Origin of the sequence: Achromobacter sp. GD03932 (assembly GCF_029839485.1) — a bacterium.
Taxonomy (GTDB): domain Bacteria; phylum Pseudomonadota; class Gammaproteobacteria; order Burkholderiales; family Burkholderiaceae_B; genus Achromobacter; species Achromobacter bronchisepticus_A.
Genome location: NZ_JAOCAT010000007.1, coordinates 114,676 through 133,887, shown reverse-complemented (window position 1 = coordinate 133,887; position 19,212 = coordinate 114,676). Strand labels below are relative to the sequence as shown.

General features: G+C 66.3%; 18 protein-coding genes and 1 pseudogene. 8 read left to right on the top strand and 11 right to left on the bottom strand.

The features are described from left to right. Nucleotides 1-384 precede the first annotated feature (384 nt). The 3 genes from N5C88_RS08925 (at nucleotide 385) to N5C88_RS08915 (ending at nucleotide 3,371) form a co-directional block, all read left to right on the top strand. On the top strand, nucleotides 385-1,818 hold the full coding sequence (locus N5C88_RS08925; RefSeq protein WP_125471119.1) for a PLP-dependent aminotransferase family protein: 1,434 nt from the start codon (nucleotides 385-387) through the stop codon (nucleotides 1,816-1,818). A gap of 71 nt (nucleotides 1,819-1,889) precedes the next feature. Then, the gene (locus N5C88_RS08920) at nucleotides 1,890-2,897 is read left to right on the top strand and encodes an NADPH:quinone reductase (protein WP_280015184.1); all 1,008 of its coding nucleotides are present in this window, start codon (nucleotides 1,890-1,892) and stop codon (nucleotides 2,895-2,897) included. A 321-nt stretch (nucleotides 2,898-3,218) separates the two neighbouring features. Further along, complete coding sequence (locus N5C88_RS08915; RefSeq protein ID WP_280015183.1) at nucleotides 3,219-3,371, top strand: hypothetical protein; 153 nt, start codon at nucleotides 3,219-3,221, stop codon at nucleotides 3,369-3,371. Between the two features lie 165 nt (nucleotides 3,372-3,536). Here the strand turns inward: N5C88_RS08915 and N5C88_RS08910 are convergent, their stop codons facing one another. From N5C88_RS08910 to N5C88_RS08880, 7 genes are all read right to left on the bottom strand, one after another. Then, a complete protein-coding gene (locus N5C88_RS08910; RefSeq protein ID WP_165867916.1) occupies nucleotides 3,537-3,710 on the bottom strand; it encodes a hypothetical protein in 174 nt (57 codons plus the stop codon). A gap of 1,116 nt (nucleotides 3,711-4,826) precedes the next feature. Continuing rightward, nucleotides 4,827-7,163, bottom strand: a complete 2,337-nt coding sequence (locus N5C88_RS08905) for a molybdopterin guanine dinucleotide-containing S/N-oxide reductase (RefSeq protein ID WP_280015182.1) — start codon at nucleotides 7,161-7,163, stop codon at nucleotides 4,827-4,829. A gap of 7 nt (nucleotides 7,164-7,170) precedes the next feature. Continuing rightward, nucleotides 7,171-8,034, bottom strand: coding sequence for a sulfurtransferase (locus tag N5C88_RS08900; RefSeq protein ID WP_280015181.1), 864 nt, complete (start codon nucleotides 8,032-8,034; stop codon nucleotides 7,171-7,173). 13 nt (nucleotides 8,035-8,047) lie between these two features. Further along, nucleotides 8,048-8,389: a carboxymuconolactone decarboxylase family protein gene (locus tag N5C88_RS08895; RefSeq protein ID WP_006391254.1), complete on the bottom strand. Its 342-nt coding sequence runs from the start codon at nucleotides 8,387-8,389 to the stop codon at nucleotides 8,048-8,050. A gap of 37 nt (nucleotides 8,390-8,426) precedes the next feature. Beyond that, on the bottom strand, nucleotides 8,427-9,431 hold the full coding sequence (locus N5C88_RS08890) for a tripartite tricarboxylate transporter substrate binding protein (RefSeq protein WP_280015180.1): 1,005 nt from the start codon (nucleotides 9,429-9,431) through the stop codon (nucleotides 8,427-8,429). A gap of 39 nt (nucleotides 9,432-9,470) precedes the next feature. Next, nucleotides 9,471-10,835: an adenylosuccinate lyase gene (purB, locus tag N5C88_RS08885; protein ID WP_118933826.1), complete on the bottom strand. Its 1,365-nt coding sequence runs from the start codon at nucleotides 10,833-10,835 to the stop codon at nucleotides 9,471-9,473. An 18-nt stretch (nucleotides 10,836-10,853) separates the two neighbouring features. Next, complete coding sequence (locus N5C88_RS08880) at nucleotides 10,854-12,296, bottom strand: FAD-binding oxidoreductase (RefSeq protein ID WP_118933827.1); 1,443 nt, start codon at nucleotides 12,294-12,296, stop codon at nucleotides 10,854-10,856. 161 nt (nucleotides 12,297-12,457) lie between these two features. Here N5C88_RS08880 and N5C88_RS08875 point away from each other — a divergent pair, with 161 nt between their 5' ends. Then, nucleotides 12,458-13,186 carry an IclR family transcriptional regulator gene (locus N5C88_RS08875; RefSeq protein WP_280015179.1) on the top strand — a complete coding sequence of 243 codons (729 nt, stop codon included), beginning with the start codon at nucleotides 12,458-12,460 and terminating at the stop codon, nucleotides 13,184-13,186. A 30-nt stretch (nucleotides 13,187-13,216) separates the two neighbouring features. Here N5C88_RS08875 and N5C88_RS08870 read toward each other — a convergent pair whose 3' ends face one another. Further along, nucleotides 13,217-14,599, bottom strand: coding sequence for an MmgE/PrpD family protein (locus tag N5C88_RS08870; RefSeq protein ID WP_280015178.1), 1,383 nt, complete (start codon nucleotides 14,597-14,599; stop codon nucleotides 13,217-13,219). A gap of 328 nt (nucleotides 14,600-14,927) precedes the next feature. Beyond that, nucleotides 14,928-15,209 (bottom strand): hypothetical protein, encoded by a 282-nt coding sequence (locus tag N5C88_RS08865; protein WP_280015177.1) that lies wholly within the window; start codon nucleotides 15,207-15,209, stop codon nucleotides 14,928-14,930. On the opposite strand from N5C88_RS08865, the pseudogene N5C88_RS08860 reads away from it, so the two are divergent. After that, nucleotides 15,209-15,343, top strand: a pseudogene (locus tag N5C88_RS08860) (IS5/IS1182 family transposase); the annotation flags it as partial. The gene N5C88_RS08865 and the pseudogene N5C88_RS08860 sit on opposite strands and share 1 nt — an antisense overlap. A 48-nt stretch (nucleotides 15,344-15,391) precedes the next feature. On the opposite strand, the gene N5C88_RS08855 reads toward N5C88_RS08860, so the two are convergent. Both N5C88_RS08855 and N5C88_RS08850 read right to left on the bottom strand, forming a co-directional pair. After that, entirely contained in the window at nucleotides 15,392-16,138 is a 747-nt protein-coding gene (locus N5C88_RS08855; RefSeq protein WP_280015176.1) for a lysozyme inhibitor LprI family protein, read from the bottom strand. 216 nt (nucleotides 16,139-16,354) lie between these two features. After that, complete coding sequence (locus N5C88_RS08850; RefSeq protein ID WP_280015175.1) at nucleotides 16,355-16,585, bottom strand: hypothetical protein; 231 nt, start codon at nucleotides 16,583-16,585, stop codon at nucleotides 16,355-16,357. 142 nt (nucleotides 16,586-16,727) lie between these two features. Here N5C88_RS08850 and N5C88_RS08845 point away from each other — a divergent pair, with 142 nt between their 5' ends. From N5C88_RS08845 to N5C88_RS08835, 3 genes are read left to right on the top strand one after another with little or no spacing between them, the layout of a single operon-like run. Continuing rightward, nucleotides 16,728-17,696 carry a tripartite tricarboxylate transporter substrate binding protein gene (locus N5C88_RS08845; protein ID WP_118933999.1) on the top strand — a complete coding sequence of 323 codons (969 nt, stop codon included), beginning with the start codon at nucleotides 16,728-16,730 and terminating at the stop codon, nucleotides 17,694-17,696. 2 nt (nucleotides 17,697-17,698) lie between these two features. Next, nucleotides 17,699-18,340 (top strand): glutathione S-transferase family protein, encoded by a 642-nt coding sequence (locus N5C88_RS08840; protein WP_251881352.1) that lies wholly within the window; start codon nucleotides 17,699-17,701, stop codon nucleotides 18,338-18,340. Nucleotides 18,341-18,368: 28 nt separating this feature from the next. Next, nucleotides 18,369-19,151 carry an aldolase gene (locus tag N5C88_RS08835; protein ID WP_059371823.1) on the top strand — a complete coding sequence of 261 codons (783 nt, stop codon included), beginning with the start codon at nucleotides 18,369-18,371 and terminating at the stop codon, nucleotides 19,149-19,151. Nucleotides 19,152-19,212: the final 61 nt, after the last annotated feature.

The following is a 19,212-nucleotide window of genomic DNA, read 5'->3' as shown; positions in this document are numbered from 1 at the left end:
CCTGAATCATTTGATGAAGCCCCTGCGTCATTCGCGCATGCGTGATGGGGATGCCGCAAAGGCCGGCTTCTTTGGGTGAACTGGCGTGTTTTGCCGGCGCGCACGCAGGTGTGCGGGCCATGGCGGCTGGCCTAAGTGCATACCCTTGGGCATGCAGGCCCTACTTGGCTAGGCGATATACTGGAGCCGCGATTGCTGCGGCATCTGTCGGACGTGGACGCAATTCGCGCGTGACGGCGAAGGCGGCCTGAAAAATCATGGTCGTTTTCGAGAAGGATGAATCGAAGAGGGACACGTGCTTTCCTTTGTCGGTCCATCCGAATGTAGGACACCCATGCCCTAGCAAGAAGGTGCAAGAGTTTTTTAAATTAGTGGGACATGGCTATGGTGGCTCAATACCTGACGCCCAGCCGAGGGAAAGGCGACTCGGTTTATTTACAGCTGTATCGGCGTTATCGCGAGGCGATCGCCAGCGGCAAGCTCAAGCCGGGAGATCGTGTCCCGTCGGTGCGCAGCCTGGCCAGTGAATTGAACCTGGCGCGAGGCACTGTCGAATCTGCATATGGAATGTTGACCAGCGAAGGCTACTTCGTTGCGCGCGGTGCGGCAGGCACTATCGTGTCTCCCAGGCTGAGGAATTTGCGGGATCCGGGCAAGGCGAAAGTCGTGGCAAACCCTGAGCGCGAGTCCTTGCGTTCGCCGCACGCGTCGCTCGGCGTGGCCTTGCCATTTCAACTAGGTCTTCCCGCATTGGATGCCTTTCCGCGCAAGGTGTGGGCGCGCTTGGCGGGGCGCAACGTGCGTACCTTGGAGACGGCGGCGATGACCGCCCCCGATCCAGCTGGGTACATGCCTTTGCGGGATGCCATTGCCACTTATCTGGGTATCTCGCGCGGCATCACCTGTTCACCCCAGCAGGTATTCGTGACTACGGGGTACCGCGGGGCGCTGGAACTGGTGTGCCGCACGTTGTTGCGCGCAGGGGACCAGGGCTGGTTTGAGGATCCGGGTTACATCAACGCTCGTTGGTGCCTGGAGTGCGCCGGCATGCGTCTGACACCGGTTCCGGTCGACGAAGAAGGTCTGGATGTCGGCGCAGGCGAGCGGCGAGCGCCGCTGGCGCGTTTTGCGGTGGTCACGCCCACCCATCAAAGTCCGACCAGCGTAGCGCTGTCGCTGCCGCGGCGGCTGGAACTGTTGGATTGGGCCAGGCGCAACCGGGCGTGGGTCATTGAAGACGACTACGACAGCGAATTCCGCTACCACGGCCGGCCGTTGCCAGCGTTGAAATGCCTCGATCGCGACGAACGGGTACTCTACAGCGGCACGTTCAGCAAGGTCCTGTTTCCAGGCTTGCGCCTCGCGTATCTTGTCGTGCCACCCTCCCAGGTCGGCAAGTTTCAGGACATGGCATACAACCTGTCGGGTTCGGGCTCCATCTTGCGTCAAGCCATGGTCGCGGACTTCATCGAGCAAGGCCATTTTGCCCGGCATCTGCGCAAGATGCGCACCTTATACGGCAAAAGGCACGGTTATTTGGTCGATGCGCTGGTCCAGACATACGGCGACCGCGTGCAGGTACAGCCGCAAGTGGGCGGCATGCACGTTCTCGCTCGTCTCAAACACCCGCAAGACGACAAGGCGCTGGCCGCCGCCGCGCATGCTCAGGGGTTTCCTGTTCACGCATTGAGCAACTGGCGGATGCGCAAGGGAAAAGACAGTGGCCTGTTGATGGGGTTTGCCAATTTCGCCACGCCCGAAGAGGCGTTGGCATCGGTGCGGCGGCTGAAGGCCGCGCTGCAGGATCTGGATGATTGATCTGCGGCTGGCGAGCATGTCCCATTGATTTCGCCAGTTCTTGCACCTTTCTTCCCTCCGGCGAATGGTCCATGATCGCAAGCATGTCTTCTATTCGTAGCACAATGCGCGCCGCGTGGATCGATCAACGTGGCCCTGCGGAGCAAATTCGCATTGAGCCGATCCGTGTGCCAGAACCTGGTCCCACGGACGTACTCGTACAAGTGAAGTACGCGGCGGTAAACCCGATCGACACATTCGTGAGATCTGGCCAATACATGACGCCGCTGCCGTTCCCGTTCGTGGTCGGCAGGGATCTGGTGGGAACCGTCGCGGCGGTGGGCTCCAGCGCAAGTCTCTTCAAGATTGGCGACGCCGTCTGGTCCAACAGTCTGGGGCATGCCGGCCGGCAAGGCTGTACATCCGAGTATGCGGTAGTGGCGGCCGACCGTCTCTACCCTCTGCCGGACGACGTGAAGCCTGAAGTTGCCGTCGGGGCGTTCCACCCCGCGGCCTCAGCCTATTTGGCGATCATCAAGCATGGGCAGGCCCAGGCAGGCGAGACCGTCTACATCGCGGGCGGCGCTGGCCATGTGGGAAGCGCAGCGATCGTCACCGCCGCGCGTGCCGGCGCGCGAGTCATCACCTCCGCGGCGGCGGCCGATCAGGCCTATTGCCGCAGGTTGGGCGCGGACGTGGTGCTCGACTATAGCGATGAGCATCTTGTGGACGAAATCCGTGCCGCGGCGCCTGAGGGCATCCATGTCCATCTCGACACATCGGGCCGCCATGACCTCCACAAGGCGGTTGGCCTGATCGCCCATGGTGGACGAGTGGTCCTGATGGCCGGGTTGAAGGCTCGTCCGGAACTCCCGGTCGGGGCGCTGTACACCCGTGATGCGCGCCTGGTCGGATTTGCGATCAGCAACGCCAGTAGCGCAGACCTGCAAATGGCGGCCAACCATGTCAATCAACTGCTGACAGAAGGCACGCTGAAACCGCGCAACCTGGAAATACTGCAACTGTCCGAAGTTGCAGAGGCGCATCGCCGCCTCGAGAGCGGGGCGGCAAGAGGGGTGCGCCTGATCATAAAACCGTAGCCCTGCCCATGTCCGACGGGGATTGGGTGGGCAACGCGATGACATGCGGCGCCGTTCGTCTCATTTCCTGACGCGAGTAATCCTCGCCAGCCTCTTTCCGTCGTTGCTCGCCTGAATCGCCTCTGGCGCTCCGCATTGAGGCGGCAGCGGGAGGCCGTCGCCTTTGGAGCAGGCGAAATCAGTGGAATATATGGAGTGGATTTTTGCAGGGCGGAATGTTTGGCGGAATCGGAATCTGGCTTTTGTTTGGCGTCACGGTCCATGCGTAGCCGCGGATTTTCGCTGAGTGCAGCATGGCGAGCGATACGAACCCAGTGGCGCTTGTTCTTGTTGGTTTCATCGATCGCGCTCATCGCGGTGACGTGCCTGCTGTTGTATGTGCACGGCTCCGAGCTGGCGGAAAGCGTCGCGCTCATAGTCGGCGGCACGGTAATGGGAATGCTCGGCATTGCCTACATGGTCTATAGGCGCTGACTGCTCCCTGCGGCCCCGCAATCCTTCGCTTCGCCGGACCGCGTTCCGTATAGCGGTCCTTCACGAGCGGTGCAGCTCGACGATCTGGACGAGAACATCTGGCATCGCGATCCCGCTGCATCGAGCGCCGCGATCAGGATGCCCCCAATAGCAACGAGGTCCCTGTTACGTTGCGTTCATCTCCTTCTCCTTTTCCTTCTTCTCCTTTTTTTCTCCATCGTAATGGGACTTGATGGCGAGAAACATGCCTGTTCCCAACACGAGGAGCTTGAACGTACCGAAGATTACAGGGACCCAAAAATTCATCATTTCCTCAAAACGCTGCTTCAGCAGCTTCATTTACTACTCGTGGGCCGGGCAAAGACAAACGAGCGATAGCCGCGAGGGCCACGAAGCGCATCAGCCCGATTCCGACGAGTGTGAGATCGGGCTGCCGGATTTCACCTTGCGCTGTGGGGTTGGGGAACACGGACTCTCCGCGTCCCGGCAAGCTCAGCGCGGCGGGCGCCATGTTCCCGATGCACGGCCGGATTCTACCGCCAGGCCTCATGCAAATCGTTGAACTGTTCGATTTGTACTGCGATTCTGGCTTGCGCAAGCTGCAAACATGTCTTGGGTGCGACCTCTTGTCGCAGGCTAAGGCTCTCGGTGTTGTCAAATCTCCACGCCGATACGTGAACTTCAACGAAAAGGGAGAACCCCGTTTCCGCAGCTCAGGGTTTGAGTGGCAGGAATAACGTTCGCCTTTTTGACGGCGCCGTCCGATCCATGCGGCATGTCGGCCGGCGACTTGCTAGCCCTAGACTATGGCCGTTCTCGGCCATGATCGGTCATCAATAGAATTCAACCAAGCGGCCGCTTCAGGCTGATAACAGTCATCAGCACTCACCCCGTAGAGCTATTGGTCGCCAGTTGGGCCGCTCAGCATCGACGATCTCGAGAGAGGTCGGCCGCAATGGTGGACCAGGGAAGTACCGAGCGTACGGTGCTGAAAAGCAGTTCCTCAAGCGTGGTCTGCGACCGAAGCCTTACCTGCTGTCCCGTGAACCGCAGCTGCGCAGTACCGTGATACGCCTGTTGGAGGCTGACTGGTCACCAGAACAAATTTCAGGATGGCTGAAGCGTCATTCTCCTGACGGAAAGATCATGTGTGTTTCGCGCGAAGCAGTCTATCGATCGCTGTTTGTTCAAGCCCGCGGCGTACTACGTGAAGAACTAGATTCCGCCGACCCCCGCCAAGCGCTGGCGAGCCGGGGTGTGCCGGCTTGACCCCAGGTGGCTACCCAAAGCCGCTATCGGGCATCCTCGGGGGAGGGGCGCCGGCCTTGGGAAGGTGCCGCGCTGGGCGCCCTGGACATGGGGATATAGCCCGGCCGAGCAGATGACTTCGCATAGTTCGCGCATGGCGTCGAAGTGGAAGGCGTGGTGCCGCCCGCCAGCCCGGGGGGCGCGGCATCAGCGCGCGGACGCTGCCGTGGGAGGGGGCTCGAAGGCCCGGATCGGCGGCAACGGCCCGTCATGGAGCTCGATCTGCACCGTCGTCAATTGGCCGCTGCAACCTTGCGCCAGCGACGAGGTGCCGGCGTCGCGCGTCAGGATGTTGGGATTGCCGTGGCCGCATAGCGTCACCTCGCCGCGCTCGTCCCGCACCGGGTCGTACCAGGCGCCGGTGGGCAGTTGCGCCACGCCGGGCATGATGCGGTCGCTGAGCGTGGCGCTGGCCAGGCAGGCGCCGCGGTCGTTGAACAGCCGCACGATGTCGCCTTCGCCGATGCCGCGGGCCGCGGCGTCGCGGGGATGCAGCGTGCACACTTCTCGCCCCTGACGCTTTTGCGACGCGCTGTGAGCGCCGAAATCCAGCTGGCTGTGCAGGCGGGTGGCGGGCTGGTTGGCGACCAGGAACAGCGGATGCGCCGGCGTCGGCGCGTCCTGTGGCGTCAGCCAGGCAGGATGGCCGGGGCAATCGGGGTAGCCGAAGCCGGCCACGGTCGGCGAGCTGATCTGGACTTTGCCGCTGGGCGTGGGCAGCGGCTTGCCGGCGGGATCGTCGCGGAACGCGCGCAGGATGCCGCCGTCGTCGTCCTGCTGCGGCAGGGTCAATTCGCCGCGCGTCCAGAACTGGTCGAAGTCCGGCGCCTCCAGGCCTTTTTCCTCGAGGGCCGCGCGGGTTCTTTCATACAGGTGGCGCAGCCATTCGCCGCTGCTGCGGCCTTCGGTGAAGGCCTCGCGCGTGCCCAGCCGTTCGGCCAGGTCGGCGAAGATGTCGTAGTCGTCGCGCGCCAGGCCGTTGGGGGCGGCGATGCGGTGCATGGCCACCAGCAGCGGATCGGTGGGCGCGCCGCCGATGTCCTCGCGTTCCAGCGTCATCGTGCAGGGCAGCACGATGTCGGCGTGACGCGCGGTGGCGGTCCAGCCGATCTCGTGGACCACGAAGGTGTCGAGCGTGGCGAAGGCGCGCGACAGGCGCTTGAGGTCCTGGTGATGGTGGAACGGGTTGCCGCCCGCCCAATAGGCCAGGCGGATGTGCGGGTAGTCCATGCGCTTGCCGTTGTAGTCGAACGGCTTGCCAGGATGCAGCAGCATGTCGGCGATGCGCGCCACGGGAATGAACGCCTTGACGCCGTTCACGCCCTGCGGCAACGACGCCACCGGCACCGCGTTGCTACGCTTGCCGTAGTGCGCCAGCGTGCCGAGCGCGTAGGCGTAGCCGCCGCCCGGCAATCCCAGCTGCCCCAGCGCCGCGGCCAGCACCGCGCCCATCCAGACCGGCTGTTCGCCATGTTCGGCGCGTTGCAGCGAATGCGCCACGGTCACCAGCACGCGCTTGCCCGGCAGCAACCGCGCGATCCGCGCGATGTCCGCGGCCGGCACGCCGCAGATCGGCGCGGCCCAGGCCGGATCCTTGGCCTGGCCGTCCGCGCGGCCCATCAGGTAGTCCTCGAAGCCATCCCAGCCTTCGCAGAAGTCGCGCAGGAATGGCTGGTCATGCCAGCCATTGGCCACCAGCTCATGCACCAGCGCCAGCATCAGCGCCACGTCGGTGCCGGGCACGGCGCGCACCCACTGCGCCGCCGCGTCCGCCGGCAGGTCGGAGGCCAGCGGACTGATGTTCAGGAAGCGGCAGCCGCGTCGCGCGGCCTGGCGCATCGAGTCGCGCTCGATGTGCCGGCTGATGCCGCCGCTGGCCACGCGCGAGTTCTTCAGCGCCATGCCGCCGAAGGCCAGCACCACGTCGGTGTGCGCCACGATCTGTTCCCAGGTGACGTTGCGGCGCGCCACGTCGTCCATGCTGCCCAGGATGTGCGGCAGGATCACGGCCGAGGCGCCCGCGCTGTAGCTGTTGACCGAGCGCACGTAGCCGCCCAGCGCCGTGTTCAGGAAGCGGTGCACCTGGCTCTGCGCGTGATGGAAGCGGCCGGCGCTGGACCAGCCATACGAACCGCCGAACACCGCTTGCGGGCCGTGCTGGTCGCGCACCCGGCGCAGTTCGGCGGCCAGCAGGTCCAGCGCGTCGTCCCAGCCGAGCGGCACGTAATCGTCGCTTCCCCGGCGCGCGTCCGGACCCGGCCCGCGTTCCAGCCAGCCGCGCCGCACCATCGGCGTGGTGACGCGCGCCGGATGGTCGAGCGCGTTGGTGAAGTTCTGGATCAGCGGGTTGGGGTCGGGATCGCCCGGATGCGGCCGGACGTCGAGCGCGCCGTCTTTCCAGGCGGCCGAGAACACGCCCCAGTGCGCGCTATGGGACAGGCGGCCGCTGTCGGGACGGGGAGGGTGGGAAGAGGCGTCGATCATGGGCGGATCAGGGGTTGGCGCCCGTGGCGACGGGCGCGTCGGGTTGCGCGCTCCATTCGCTCCACGAGCCGGGGTAGAGGGCCGCGCCGGACAGGCCCGCGATTTCCATGGCCAATAGATTGTGGCACGCGGTGACGCCGGAACCGCATTGGCACACCACAGCGTCGGGCGCCAGGCCATCGAGCTGCGCCAGGAAGGCCTGGCGCAGCTCGGCGGGGGGCAGGAAGCGCCCGTCGGCGCCGAGGTTGTCGCGAAAGAACCGGTTGCGGGCGCCGGGGATGTGTCCGCCCACCGCGTCCAGGGTCTCGTTCTCGCCCCGGTAGCGGTCGGGGGCGCGCGCGTCCAGCACCCGGCGCGCGTCGGCGGCCAGCGCCTGGCGCAGCTGGGGGTAGTCCAGCGTGGCTTGGCGGCCCTCGCCGACGGCCAGGGCTCCCGCCGGGCGCGGCGCCGGCGCATCGGTCGTGAACGGCTGGCCTGCGGCCTTCCAGGCGCCTTCGCCGCCATCGAGCACCGCCACGGCCTCGTGGCCGATCCAGCGCAGCAGCCACCACAGGCGCGCCGCGTACATGCCGCCGGCATTGTCGTAGGCGACCACCTGGGTGTCCGCGTTCACGCCCAGCGCCGCCAGGGCTCGCGCCAGCGCGGCGCGGTCGGGCAGCGGGTGGCGGCCGTTGCGGCCGGTCTTGGGGCCGCTGAGGGTGTCTTCCAGATGCACGTGGAACGCGCCCGGCAGGTGGCCGGCATCGTAGTGGCGGCGGCCCGCCTGCGGATCCGTCAGCTCGAAGCCGCAGTCCAGCACCACGATGTCGCGGTGTTGCGGGTCTTGCAGGGCGCGGGCCAGTTCGTCCGCGCTGATCAGGGTGGTGTACATGCGTGGCTCCCGCTCAACCCTGACCCGCCGTCAGCGCGTCCATCGCACGCAACGAATACACATAGGCGGCGCCCGCGTTCAGGGCAATGGCGGTGCTCAAGGCCTCGCTCAGCTCCAGTTCCGTCACGCCGGCCTTGCGGGCGGCGTCGGCGTGCGCGGCGATGCAGCCGTCGCAGCGCGTGGTGACGGCCACCGCCAGCGCGATCAGCTCGCGCGTCTTGGCGTCCAGCGTGCCGGTGGCGCCCTGCGCCTGGTTCAGGGCGCGGAACGCGGTCAGCAGCTGCGGGTTGTGCTTGCCCAGGGCCTCGCCGGCCTTGCGGTTGTTGGCGAGGGTGTCGGTCCAGTTCTGCAACATGGTGGGGTCTCCTGAAAATCGGTTCGGTCGGATTGGGTCATTGGCCGATCTGCTTGAGCAGGTCGGGGGTGGCGGCTTTGCGGTAGTTGGCGATGTCGTCGAGGATGTACTGCTTGAACTGGTCCATCGGCAGGTCGCGCTCCATCGCGGCGTCCTTGCGGATCGTGTTCTGCACCGTGGGGTCCGCCAGCGCGCGCGACAGGTGCTCGGACAGCACCTTGAGCACCGCGGGCGGCGTACCGGCCGGCGCCGCCAGGCCGTACCACTGCGTCATGGTCATGTCGATGCCGAGCTCCTTGAAGGTCGGCACGTCGGGCAGGATCGGGCTGCGCTGGCGGCCGGTCAGGGCCAGCACTCGCAACTGGCCCTGCTGCACCTGCGGCACCAGCGGCGATGCGGTGGCGAAGAACATGTCGATCTGCCCGCCCAGCATGTCGGTGATGGCGGGGCCGGAGCCCTTGTACGGCACGTGCAGGAGCTTCAGGTGGCCCAGTTCCTTGATGGTCTCCATGCCGATGTGGGCGGCGCCGCCGGTGCCGGTGGAGGCAAAGGTCAGTTCCTTCTGCTTGGCGGCGTCGATCACTTCGCGCGCCGTCTTGAAATGCGACGGCGTGGCCACGAACAGGCCGTGCGGCGCCTCCAGGATCAGGCCGATCAGGGCAAAGTCCTCCGGCACCTTGTACGGCAGGCTCTGCGGCTTGAGCGCCGGCGAGACCGCCAGGTTGCCGCTCATGGCCAGCAGGATGGTGTAGCCATCGGGGGCGGCCTTGGCAACCAGGCCGGCGGCGATGTTGCCGCCCGCGCCCGGCCGGTTCTCGACGATCACGGTCTGCCCCAGGGTCTTGCCCATGGCGGTGGCGATCAGGCGGCCATAGAGGTCGCCGCCGCCGCCCGGCGGAAAGCCGACCACCAGGGTGATGGGACGCTCGGGAAATGCCGCCTGCGCCTGGCCGCCGGCCAGTGCCGCCAGCCCCAGCGCCGCGACGAGGGCGGCGCGCCGGCCCAGCCGGCGCATGGCGCCGCTTGCGAAGGAAATGCCCATGGTGTTTGTCTCCTGTGTATTTTTTATCAAGGGGAACCGTCAGGCTTGCAGCCAGCCGGCTTGATGTCGCTGCACGACCCTGTCCACCGAGGCGGCACACTGTCCCAGGTAACCCGCGGGATCGGTCAGGCGCAGGATTTCTTCCTCGCCCAGCAGGTTGGCCAGATCCTTGTGCTGGCGCAGCGCCTGGGCGAAATCGAGCTTGTGCGTGATGCCGTGCATCGAGGCTTCGTAGATCCATTCGTGCGCGGTCTGTTTGCCGACGCGCTCGGACAGGTCCAGCATCACGTGTTCGGACAGCAGGTAGCCGCGCATGCGGTCCAGGTTCAGCGCCATGGCGTCGGCGTCCACGCGCAGCCCGGCCAGCAGGTTCTTGGCCTGGAACAGCATGGCGCCGGCGATCAGGCAGCATTCGGGGAGCGCCTTCCATTCGATCTTCCAGGCAATGCCGTCGCGCTCGCCTTCCTGCACCATGCCTTCGAGCATCAGCGTCGCATTGGCGCGCAGCGGCCGGCACAGGCCGGCGAGGTTCTCGGCCGAGGTCGGGTTGCGCTTGTGCGGCATGGTCGACGAGCCCAGCTTGCCTTCCGAGAAGGCTTCCTCGACTTCGGCGAATTCGTTGCGTTGCAGGTTGAACAGTTCATTGCCGATCTTCGACAGCGTCGCGCCGATCATGGCCAGCACCAGCGCGTATTCGGTGAAGCGGTCGCGTGCCGGCGCCCAGCTGATCGGCGCGGTCTCCAACCCCAGCTTGGCCAGCGTGCGGCGCTCGACCTCGGCGGCCTGTTCGCCCAGCGAGGCCTGGCTGCCGACCGCGCCGACCACCATGCCCACTAGCACCCGCGCCTCGCATTCCTTCAGGCGCTCGTGATGGCGCGACAGTTCGTCCAGCCACACCGCGCACTTGTGCCCGAAGGTGATGGGCAGCGCCTGCACGCCATGGGTGCGGCCGGCCATGGGCGTGTCGCGATGGCTTTGCGCCAGGCGCGCCAGCTCGCGGCCGATGGCGGCGAGGTCGCGCATGAAGACGGCATGGGCCTGCTTGAGCTGCAGCGCCACGCCGGTGTCGACCACGTCCTGGGTGGTGGCGCCGTAATGCAGCCACTCACCATGGTCGGGGCCGCAGCCCGCCTGCAATTGCTTGAGCGCCGGCACCAGCGAGTGCTTGATGCGGCGGATCTCGGCCGACATCGCGGCGATGTCGATATTGGCCACCGTCGCCTGGGCGCGGATCCGCGCGGCGGCGGCGGCCGGGATGATGCCCAGCTCGGCCTGGGCCTCGGCCAGCGCGGCCTCGAAATCCAGCCATTGCTGGACGCGGTTCTCTTCCGAGAAGATGGCGCGCAGTTCATCGGTGCTCCACAGGTGCTGGAGCGATTGCATGTCGAAGACGGAAACGGGCATGGTGCGGGTCCTGGAGGCTTAGGAGTGATGGGCCGGGCGGGGCAGCAGCCGGCCCGGATTGAACGTGCCGCGCGGGTCGAGCGCGTGCTTGATGCGTTGCATGACGTCCACCGAGACGGCGGGTTTGTATTGCAGGAAGGCGTGTTGCTTGAGGCGGCCGATGCCGTGCTCGGCCGAGATCGAGCCGTCCAGCCGCGCGGCGACGTCGTGCACGATGTCGTGCACCGCGTCCTCTTGGGCCCGGAAGGCGGCGTCGTCCATCGCCAGCGGCTTGCTCTGGTTGTAGTGCAGGTTGCCGTCGCCGACGTGGCCGAAGCAGACGATGCGGATGCCCGGCATCAGGGCCTGCAGGCGGGCGCCGGCGGTGGCGATGAATTCGGGAATGCGCGACACCGCGACCGAGATGTCGTGCTTGATGGAGGGGCCGTCCAGCCGCTGCGCCTCCGGCACGTGCTCACGCAGCGCCCACAGTTCATGCGCCTGGCGGCCGGAGGCGGCGATCACCGCATCGGTCACGCCGCCGTGTTCCATCGCGGCCTCGAGCACGCCCTCGACGGCCGGTTCCGGGTCCATCAAGGCCGACGTCTCGGACACATCGAACAGCACGGTCCAGGGCGAGGGCTGCGCCAGCGGATCGCGCATGCCGTCCAGCGGGTGCGCCAGCACCTGTTCCAGCGTCTGGCGACCGATGAGTTCGAAGGCCGTGACGCGCTCGCCGACCGCGTCGGTCAGGCGTGCCAACAGGTCCACCGCCGCCTGCGGCGTCGGCACCGCGGCCCAGGCCGTCACCACCTTGCGGGGCAGGGCGTAGAGCCGGAAGGCCGCCGCGGTGACCACGCCCAGCGTGCCCTCGCCGCCGATGAAGAGCTGCTTGAGGTCGTAGCCGGTGTTGTCCTTGCGCAGCGTGCCCAGTTGCGGCAGCACGCTGCCGTCGGCCAGCACCACTTCCAACCCCAGCGTCAGTTCGCGCGTATTGCCATAGCGCAGCACCTGTTCGCCGCCGGCGTTGGTGGAGACCACGCCGCCGATGGTGGCGCTGCCTTCCGATGCCAGCGACAACGCGAACAGCCGGCCAGCCTCGGCGGCCGCCTGCTGGGCGGCCAGCACCGTGCAGCCGGCTTCCAGCGTGATGCTGTTGTCCAGCGCGTCGACCCGGCGCACCGCCGTCATGCGGTCCAGGCTCAGCACCACTTCGCGGCCGGAGGCGTCGGGGGTCGAGCCGCCCACCAGGCCGGTGTTGCCGCCTTGCGGCACCACCGCCACGCCCTGCGCCGCGCACAGCGCCACCACCCGCGAGACTTCGGCCGTATCGGCCGGGCGCGCCACGGCGCGCGCGGCGCCGGGAAAATTGCGGCGCCAGTCCGCCGTGTAGCGGGCCGTGTCGGCCGCATGGGTCAGGACGTGGGACGGCCCGACGATGGCGCCCAGCGCGGCGGCGAGTGCATCGATCTGATTCGGCATAATGCTACGGTGCGCGGCGGCGGGCGTAAGGCTCGCGGGTCGCGCGACGCTTGTCTCCTGGGTTGAAACCCGGACGGCGGTTCCCTGGTCCGGTAGCCGTCTTTCGTTTCATTGATTAAAATACGTTTTATTGAACAAAACTATAGGAAGCATCCGAAACCGTGTCAAGCGAGAATTCCCCTAAGCCGCCCGTCGGCGTGCTCGAACGCGGCATCTCCGTGCTGGAGTGCTTTGGCGAAGACCATCTGCGCCTTTCGCTGCGTGACCTAGCCGACCGCACCGGCCTGGACAAGGCCACGCTGCTGCGCCTGTTGGGCGTGTTCATCAAGGCGCGCATGATCTATCGCTACGACAGCAGCACCTACGCGCTGGGACCGGCGTTGCTGCACATGGGCATGCTGTATCGCGATACCTTCGACCTGGGCTCGCGCCTGCAGCCGGCGCTGCGCAACATCGTCGCGCAGACCGGCGAGACCGTGGCCGTGTACGTGCGCAGTGGCGACGACCGCATCTGCCTGTACCGCGAGAACACCACCAAGGAAGTGCGCCACCACGTCGAGGTCGGCACGCGCATCAGCCTGAAGGACGGCGGTTCGTCGGCGCACGTGCTGCGCGCCTTCACCGGCGGCGCCACACCGCTGGCGCGCGACATCCATGAAAAGGGCTATGCCATGACCCGCTCCGAGCGGGTCGCGGAAATGGCGTCGGTGGCCGTGCCGGTGTTCGATGCCGACGATGCCTTCGTCGGCGCGCTGGTGGTGCTGGGGCTGGCGTCGCGCCACAACGAGGCGGCGCAGCGCAAGGCGGTCGAGATCGCGCGCCACGAACTGGCGCAGCAGGGCTTTCGCACCGCGCCGCCCGCGTCCTGGACGCCGCCCGCATCCGAATGAGGCGCCCGGGCGGGCGCCTCGCGGCGTCGCCTAGCGCGGCGCCGCGCAGCCGAACAGCGCGGGCTCCGGCAGGCACGCCCGCGCGTCATTGCCCTCGTCCGTGAAGCGTTCGCACCAGGCCACGATGGCGCGGGCGGCGGCGTCATCCATGGCCGGCGCAAAGGCGCGCATGCGCGCCTGCAGCGCGGGCCAGTCGTAAGGGTCTTCGGGATCGCCGCGCCGCAACTGGCGCAACGCGCTCAGCCGGCGCCCATCCTTCAGTATCAGGGTCACCCGGCATGGCCGCAGGCGCGGAAATTCGCGTTGGAAGGCGTCGCTGGTGCGCACCGTGATGCGGCGCGCCAGCGCCACCAGGTCGGGCGCCTGCAGATCCGTGGACTCCATGTCTTCGATGCCCAGTCTGCCGGTGAGCAGCAGCCGCGCCACCACGTAGCGCAGCGAGAAGCAGGTCTGCGCGGGCGTGGCGGGCCAGTCGACGCCGGCGATCTTCAGCGCGTGCGTGAATATCTCGATGTCGACCGATTCGATTTCGTCGGGCGTCGGCGCGTGCGCGTCCAACAGCTCGTGGGTGGCATCCAGCGGCGTGAAGAGCTGGGCGCAACAGGGCCAGGCCTTGATGGTGGCGGTGTTCAACCGCTCGCTGGCGTCGAGGCCGCCCGCCAGCGCGTCCAGCGGACCGTCGCCCGCCAGCAGCGCGTACAGCCCGCGCGCGCCGGTGGCGAAGCGTTGCGCGCCCGGCAGGCCGGCGCGCGCGGCATAGGCCGCGGTCAGGCCGTTGCGCACCGCGAAGGCCGGATGCAGCGACTTGGCTTCGTGCGCGTTGTCGTCCACCAGTTGCCACAGCCCCGCCGCCTGGGTGGCGCCGATGCCGAGCGCGTGGTGCAGGGGCGCCGGCGCCAGCCCCAGGGCCACCCCGGCAGCGGCGGCCGCGCCCACCGCGCCCGCCGTCGCGGTGGCATGAAACCCCGCCGCGTGGCGCGTGCCCAGGGCCTCGCCCAGGCGCAATGAAACTTCGTAGCCGGCGATGATGGCATCCGCGACCTGCCGCTGCGTCATGCCGCCATCCGCCGCGAGCGCCAGCGCTGGCGTGACCGACACCACGCCCGGGTGCAGCATGGCGGCACGGTGGGCGTCGTCGATTTCGCGGATATGGGCGATGGCGGCATTGGCGAAGGCCGCGCCATTGGCGTTGACGACCGGGCCGCCGAAGACGGGCGCCGGTCCCGCGCCCGGCTGGCAGTCCAGCGCCACGCGCCGATAGCCGGCCGCGGCCGGCGTGCCCGCGGCGGACCAGCCCGCCGTGAACCAGTCCAGCAGCGCCTGCGCCAGCCGCGCGCGCGTGGTCGGGGAGATCTGGCGCCGTTGCAAATCGGCCAGGTGGGTCACCAGGGTGTGCTCAGCGGAGGAAGTCATTGTCGTTTCGTTGAATGGAATATATTTCATTCAACGAAACTGATGTGGGTTTGTCAAGTGGTGCGGGTGATCCCTCGCTGCGGTTCCAGCGTCCGCGCCTGCCAGGTCGGAGGTGCCGCCCAGGCGCAGCGGGACCTATCGCCACCAAGCGTCACAGCACTCGGCCACCAGGCACGGCGCAGCGTCGCCAGCCCGTGAACGCGCTCTTCGCTGGCAACCGCGATAGCCTCGAGCCACCTCGGGCGTGATGAGCATCGTGGCCGGCAGGTCGTGTCCGGCCGGGGGCGCGCCGATGGGCAGGAGCAAGGCCGCATCTCGCGACGCTTGATCATGCCTTCGGAAATGCCAACCGCTTGCGCCGTGCGACTACACCTCTTTTATTCCAAGGGAGCTGGCCGATGTATCTGGAATTCGCCTGCAGCAATTCCTCTTCCACCGCAAGGCGCAGTGACTCAGGCTTAACCAAGATGAGCGTTACGCCGACCTGTGCGCCCGCGCGCACAATATTGCGGACCTCTTCAAGTTTAGATTTCGTGCCCGAAGATACCTGGAAAAGGTGATCGCGCAGGCGGCTCAAGCCTGCGGAACTATGACGCGTACCGATATACATGCACACCTGGCGCGTATCGGCGCATCGGTAGATGGGAACATGAGGCCGTGCTTGAGGCGGCGCGGCGCCGTCCAGACCGAATGCCAGAAGCGATGAAGGTGCGGCGGCGCACGGTGGAACATGTGTTCGGCACCAAATCCCGCCTCGCACACAAAATCACGGATAGGCCCGGGCGCTTACCATCAACCGCCATAGCATTGCGCGTAAGTAAAGTCGACCAAGCGCTTGTCTGAGGCATCCTGTGGCGTGGACGGCTCTACTTGGAAATGCCCGAACATATCGTCGTTGCAGATCCTCACGTTCTTGCGCTGCGTACCTTCCTGCAATACGCAGGAGCCGCCAAAACTGTGATTACTCCCGGCGACGCCAACCGGTAGATCAATCAGCCGGCTACAACCGATGATTCGGCCGTTTTGCTTCTGATGCGCCAACGATTGGTTGAACGATTCAACACGGGAGTTGGGATCACGAATCGGCACAACATTAACGCATTCGCCACTAACGGTTTGGTTGCCCGGCAGCTTGCAGTCCGAGTACACCTCGCCATTGGCAATACGTTTCTCATTGCGCGCCAGCATGGCGATGCGGGTTGTGTATGCTTGCTGCAGGCAGGCGCTGTCTTGACAGATGTCACGAGCGTATTTAATCCAGTTGCGCTGTTCTTTAGCCAACTCTTTCTTGCCATAGGCATCGGTTGCGGCTAGTGCTGTTTTATAGGCCCCTTGCAATTTTCCATCCAGCGCGGATGTCTCGGCATCGCTACAGATCAACCTTTCCGTAGCGCTCACGGCCTTGTTGCAATCAAAACTTGCGGCTTGGGCGCCAGCCCATAGAGTTGCAAGGCCCAACGTAAAGAGAAGCTTCATCGCAGGTGCATACCGCATCTTCCGTGCGTAAGCGGGTGGGCGTGTTGAATGCGGCTGGGTCATGATCCTATCTTCTCAAGTTGTATGTCGATGATGTCTTGCGTACAGCACAACACATCTCCCTCGTGACACGTCAAATCAGCTTAACCGAGCTAATGCACGCCTCTGGTCTTGTAATCTTGTCGCTGGAGCATCAGAGGCATTCTTATTCCAATAGCCGGCTCAGTTTTTACCAGATCTAAGCTGACGCCCGTGCCTTTACCAACTGAAGCGGCGGCTTCATCGCAATCTTCTCGGATGAGCCATCGCTACTTTAAGCTGGGCCAGTTCGGTGGTTGAAAGTACCGGCCCCATGCTGGCCAGCACCTCGACAGGCCACGGCGCCGGGCGCTTGCAGCAATACGAAAGCCAGCGCAGAAAGCCACCTGCCATGGTGAGCAGCAGGCGGATCAAGGCGACCAGCCCGAAGGGGATGGTCAGAAACCAATATGGGCCCGCCCAGAACTGCATAGCGCGGCCGGTTCGGCGCCGCCGTCGTAGACGCTGCTGCTCAGGGTTTTACCTAATCTGGTTTTCCTTGCGGAAAATCAATCTCCTATAGGACACTTCGTGTCATGATGGTGCCGATAGGCGGCGCCCGTAGGGGGATGACATGAAGATTTCGGGAATTGCCGGCGCGCTGGCATTGGTAGCGGCAATGGCGGCCGGTAGCGCCCAGGCGGCGGCCTATCCAGACCGGCCGATCCGGCTGGTGGTGCCGTTCGGCGCGGGCGGTATCACGGACATCGTGGCGCGTCAGGTCGGCAAGGGCATGGGCGACGCCTTGGGACAGAGCATCGTGATCGAGAACCGGCCGGGCGCGGGCGGGGTGATCGCCGCGCAGGTGGCCGCCACCGCGCCGGCCGATGGCTATACGATCTTCATGGGCACGGTAGGCACGCAGGTGGTCAACCCGCTGATCTACAGCAAGCTCAGTTATGACGCCGACAAGTTCGCGCCGGTGGGCATGGTGTCGGGATCGCCGTATCTGCTGGCCGTGCGTGCGGGCGTGCCGGCCAAGACCTTCGGCGAGTTCGTGGCCTATGCCAAGGCCAACCCGGCCAAGCTGAACTTCGGTTCGGCGGGCAATGCCAGTTCGCCGCACCTGGGCCTGGAGCTGTTGAAGCTGACGGCGGGCGTGGACATCGTGCATGTGCCGTTCAAGAGCGGCAGCGAAGCCGTGAACGCCGCCATCGGCGAGCAGGTCGACGTGGTGATGGACGCCAGCCCGGTGATCATGCCGCATGCGGCGTCCGGCAAGCTGCGCGCGCTGGCGGTGGCCGCCGACAAGCGCCTGCCTTCCGCGCCCGACGTGCCTGCCAGCAGCGAGGTGGGCGACGCGGCCCTGCAGATCAGCTCGTGGAACGCGTTCTTCGCGCCCGCCGGCACGCCGCCCGACGTGATGGAAAAGCTGAACGCGGCGCTGCAGAAGACCCTGGCGTCGCCGGAACTGAAGGACCGGCTGGCGTCGCAGGGTACGCAGTTGTATACGGGCAAGCCGGACGAGTATCAGCGCTTCATCGCCGGTGAGAAAGCCAAGTGGACCGAGATCGTGAAACGCGCCAACATCAAGATGGACTGACGATGAACCAGACACCGCATCCGCTGGCGGGCAAGCCGCTGGAACTGGCCGATACCCTGCGTTCGGGCAACGCCTGGAAGATCCGGCTGGCCTGCGGCTACATGGGCCTGCCGATCAAGCGGCGCACCTTCGACATCGTGCAGGGCGACCTGGAGACGAACGCGTTCGCGCGCATCAATCCGTGGCGCCAGGTGCCGGCCTTGCTGACGCCGGAAGGCGAGTGGCTGGCCGAGTCGCAGGCCATCCTCTGGTATCTGGGGCTGGGCACGTCCTGGCTGCCTGGCGGCCGCCTGGAGCAGTCGCAGGTCAGCAGCTGGCTCAGCTTCGAGCAGACCCAGCACATGCATGCCTTTGCGCAGCCGCGCCTGCTGATCCATCTGCGCAATACCGCGCAGGTGGATGACCCGGCGATGCGGGCATGGCGCGAGATCGGCATGAAGGCTGCCGCACTGATGGATGCGCATCTGGCGGGTCGCGACTATCTGGTGGGAAGCGCGCCGACCATTGCCGACATCGCGCTGTTTCCCTACACGAGCATGGCGGCCGAGGGCGGCTACGACCTGTCCGGCTTCGCCCATATCGACGCCTGGGTGGCGCGCATGCGCGCCTTGCCGGGTTTTACGCCGCTGATCGAAGCGGCATGACAGAGACACTATCTTAGGAGTGACGACGATGGCCGATACGATGCATCTGGGCAAGGACGAACTGATCGCGCGGGCGAAAGCCGAAATGCAGCGCCAGTTCGAGACGCCCGAATGGAGCCTGCGCGAACGCCTGGCGCTGACCTGCCGCATTCTGTTCGACGGCGGGCATGATTCCGGCCTGGCCGGGCAGATCACGGCGCGCGCGCCGGAGCCGAACCGGTACTACACGCAACGCCTGGGCCTGGGCTTTGACGAGATCAGCGCCAGCAACCTGCTGCTGGTGGACGAGGATCTGCGGGTGCAGGAAGGCGGCGGCATGCCCAATCCGGCCAATCGCTTCCATTCCTGGGTCTACCGCGCGCGTCCGGACGTGAACTGCATCATCCACACGCATCCGCTGCACGCGGCCTCGCTGTCGATGCTGGAGGTGCCGCTGGAAATCTCGCACATGGACAACTGCCCGCTGTACGACGACGTGGCCTTCCTGAAGGATTGGCCCGGCGTGCCGGTGGGCAACGAGGAAGGCGAGATCATCTCGGCCGCGCTGGGTTCCAAGCGCGCCATCCTGCTGTCGCACCACGGCATGCTGATCGCGGCGGGTTCGGTGGAAGAGGCCTGCGTGCTGGCGCTGCAGTTCGAGCGCGCCGCCCGCATGCAGCTGCTGGCCATGGCCGCCGGCAAGATCCAGCCCATTCCGCCGGCGCTGGGCCGCGAGGCGCATGACTGGATCCTGACGCCCAAGCGGTCGCAGGTCGGCTTCTCTTACTATGCGCGGCGTGCGCTGCGGGCGCATCCCGACGTGTTGGCCTGATGGCGGCCGCGGGCGGGGCCGGCTCGACGGCGGGGCCGGATTAGGGCATGCTTACCGGTCG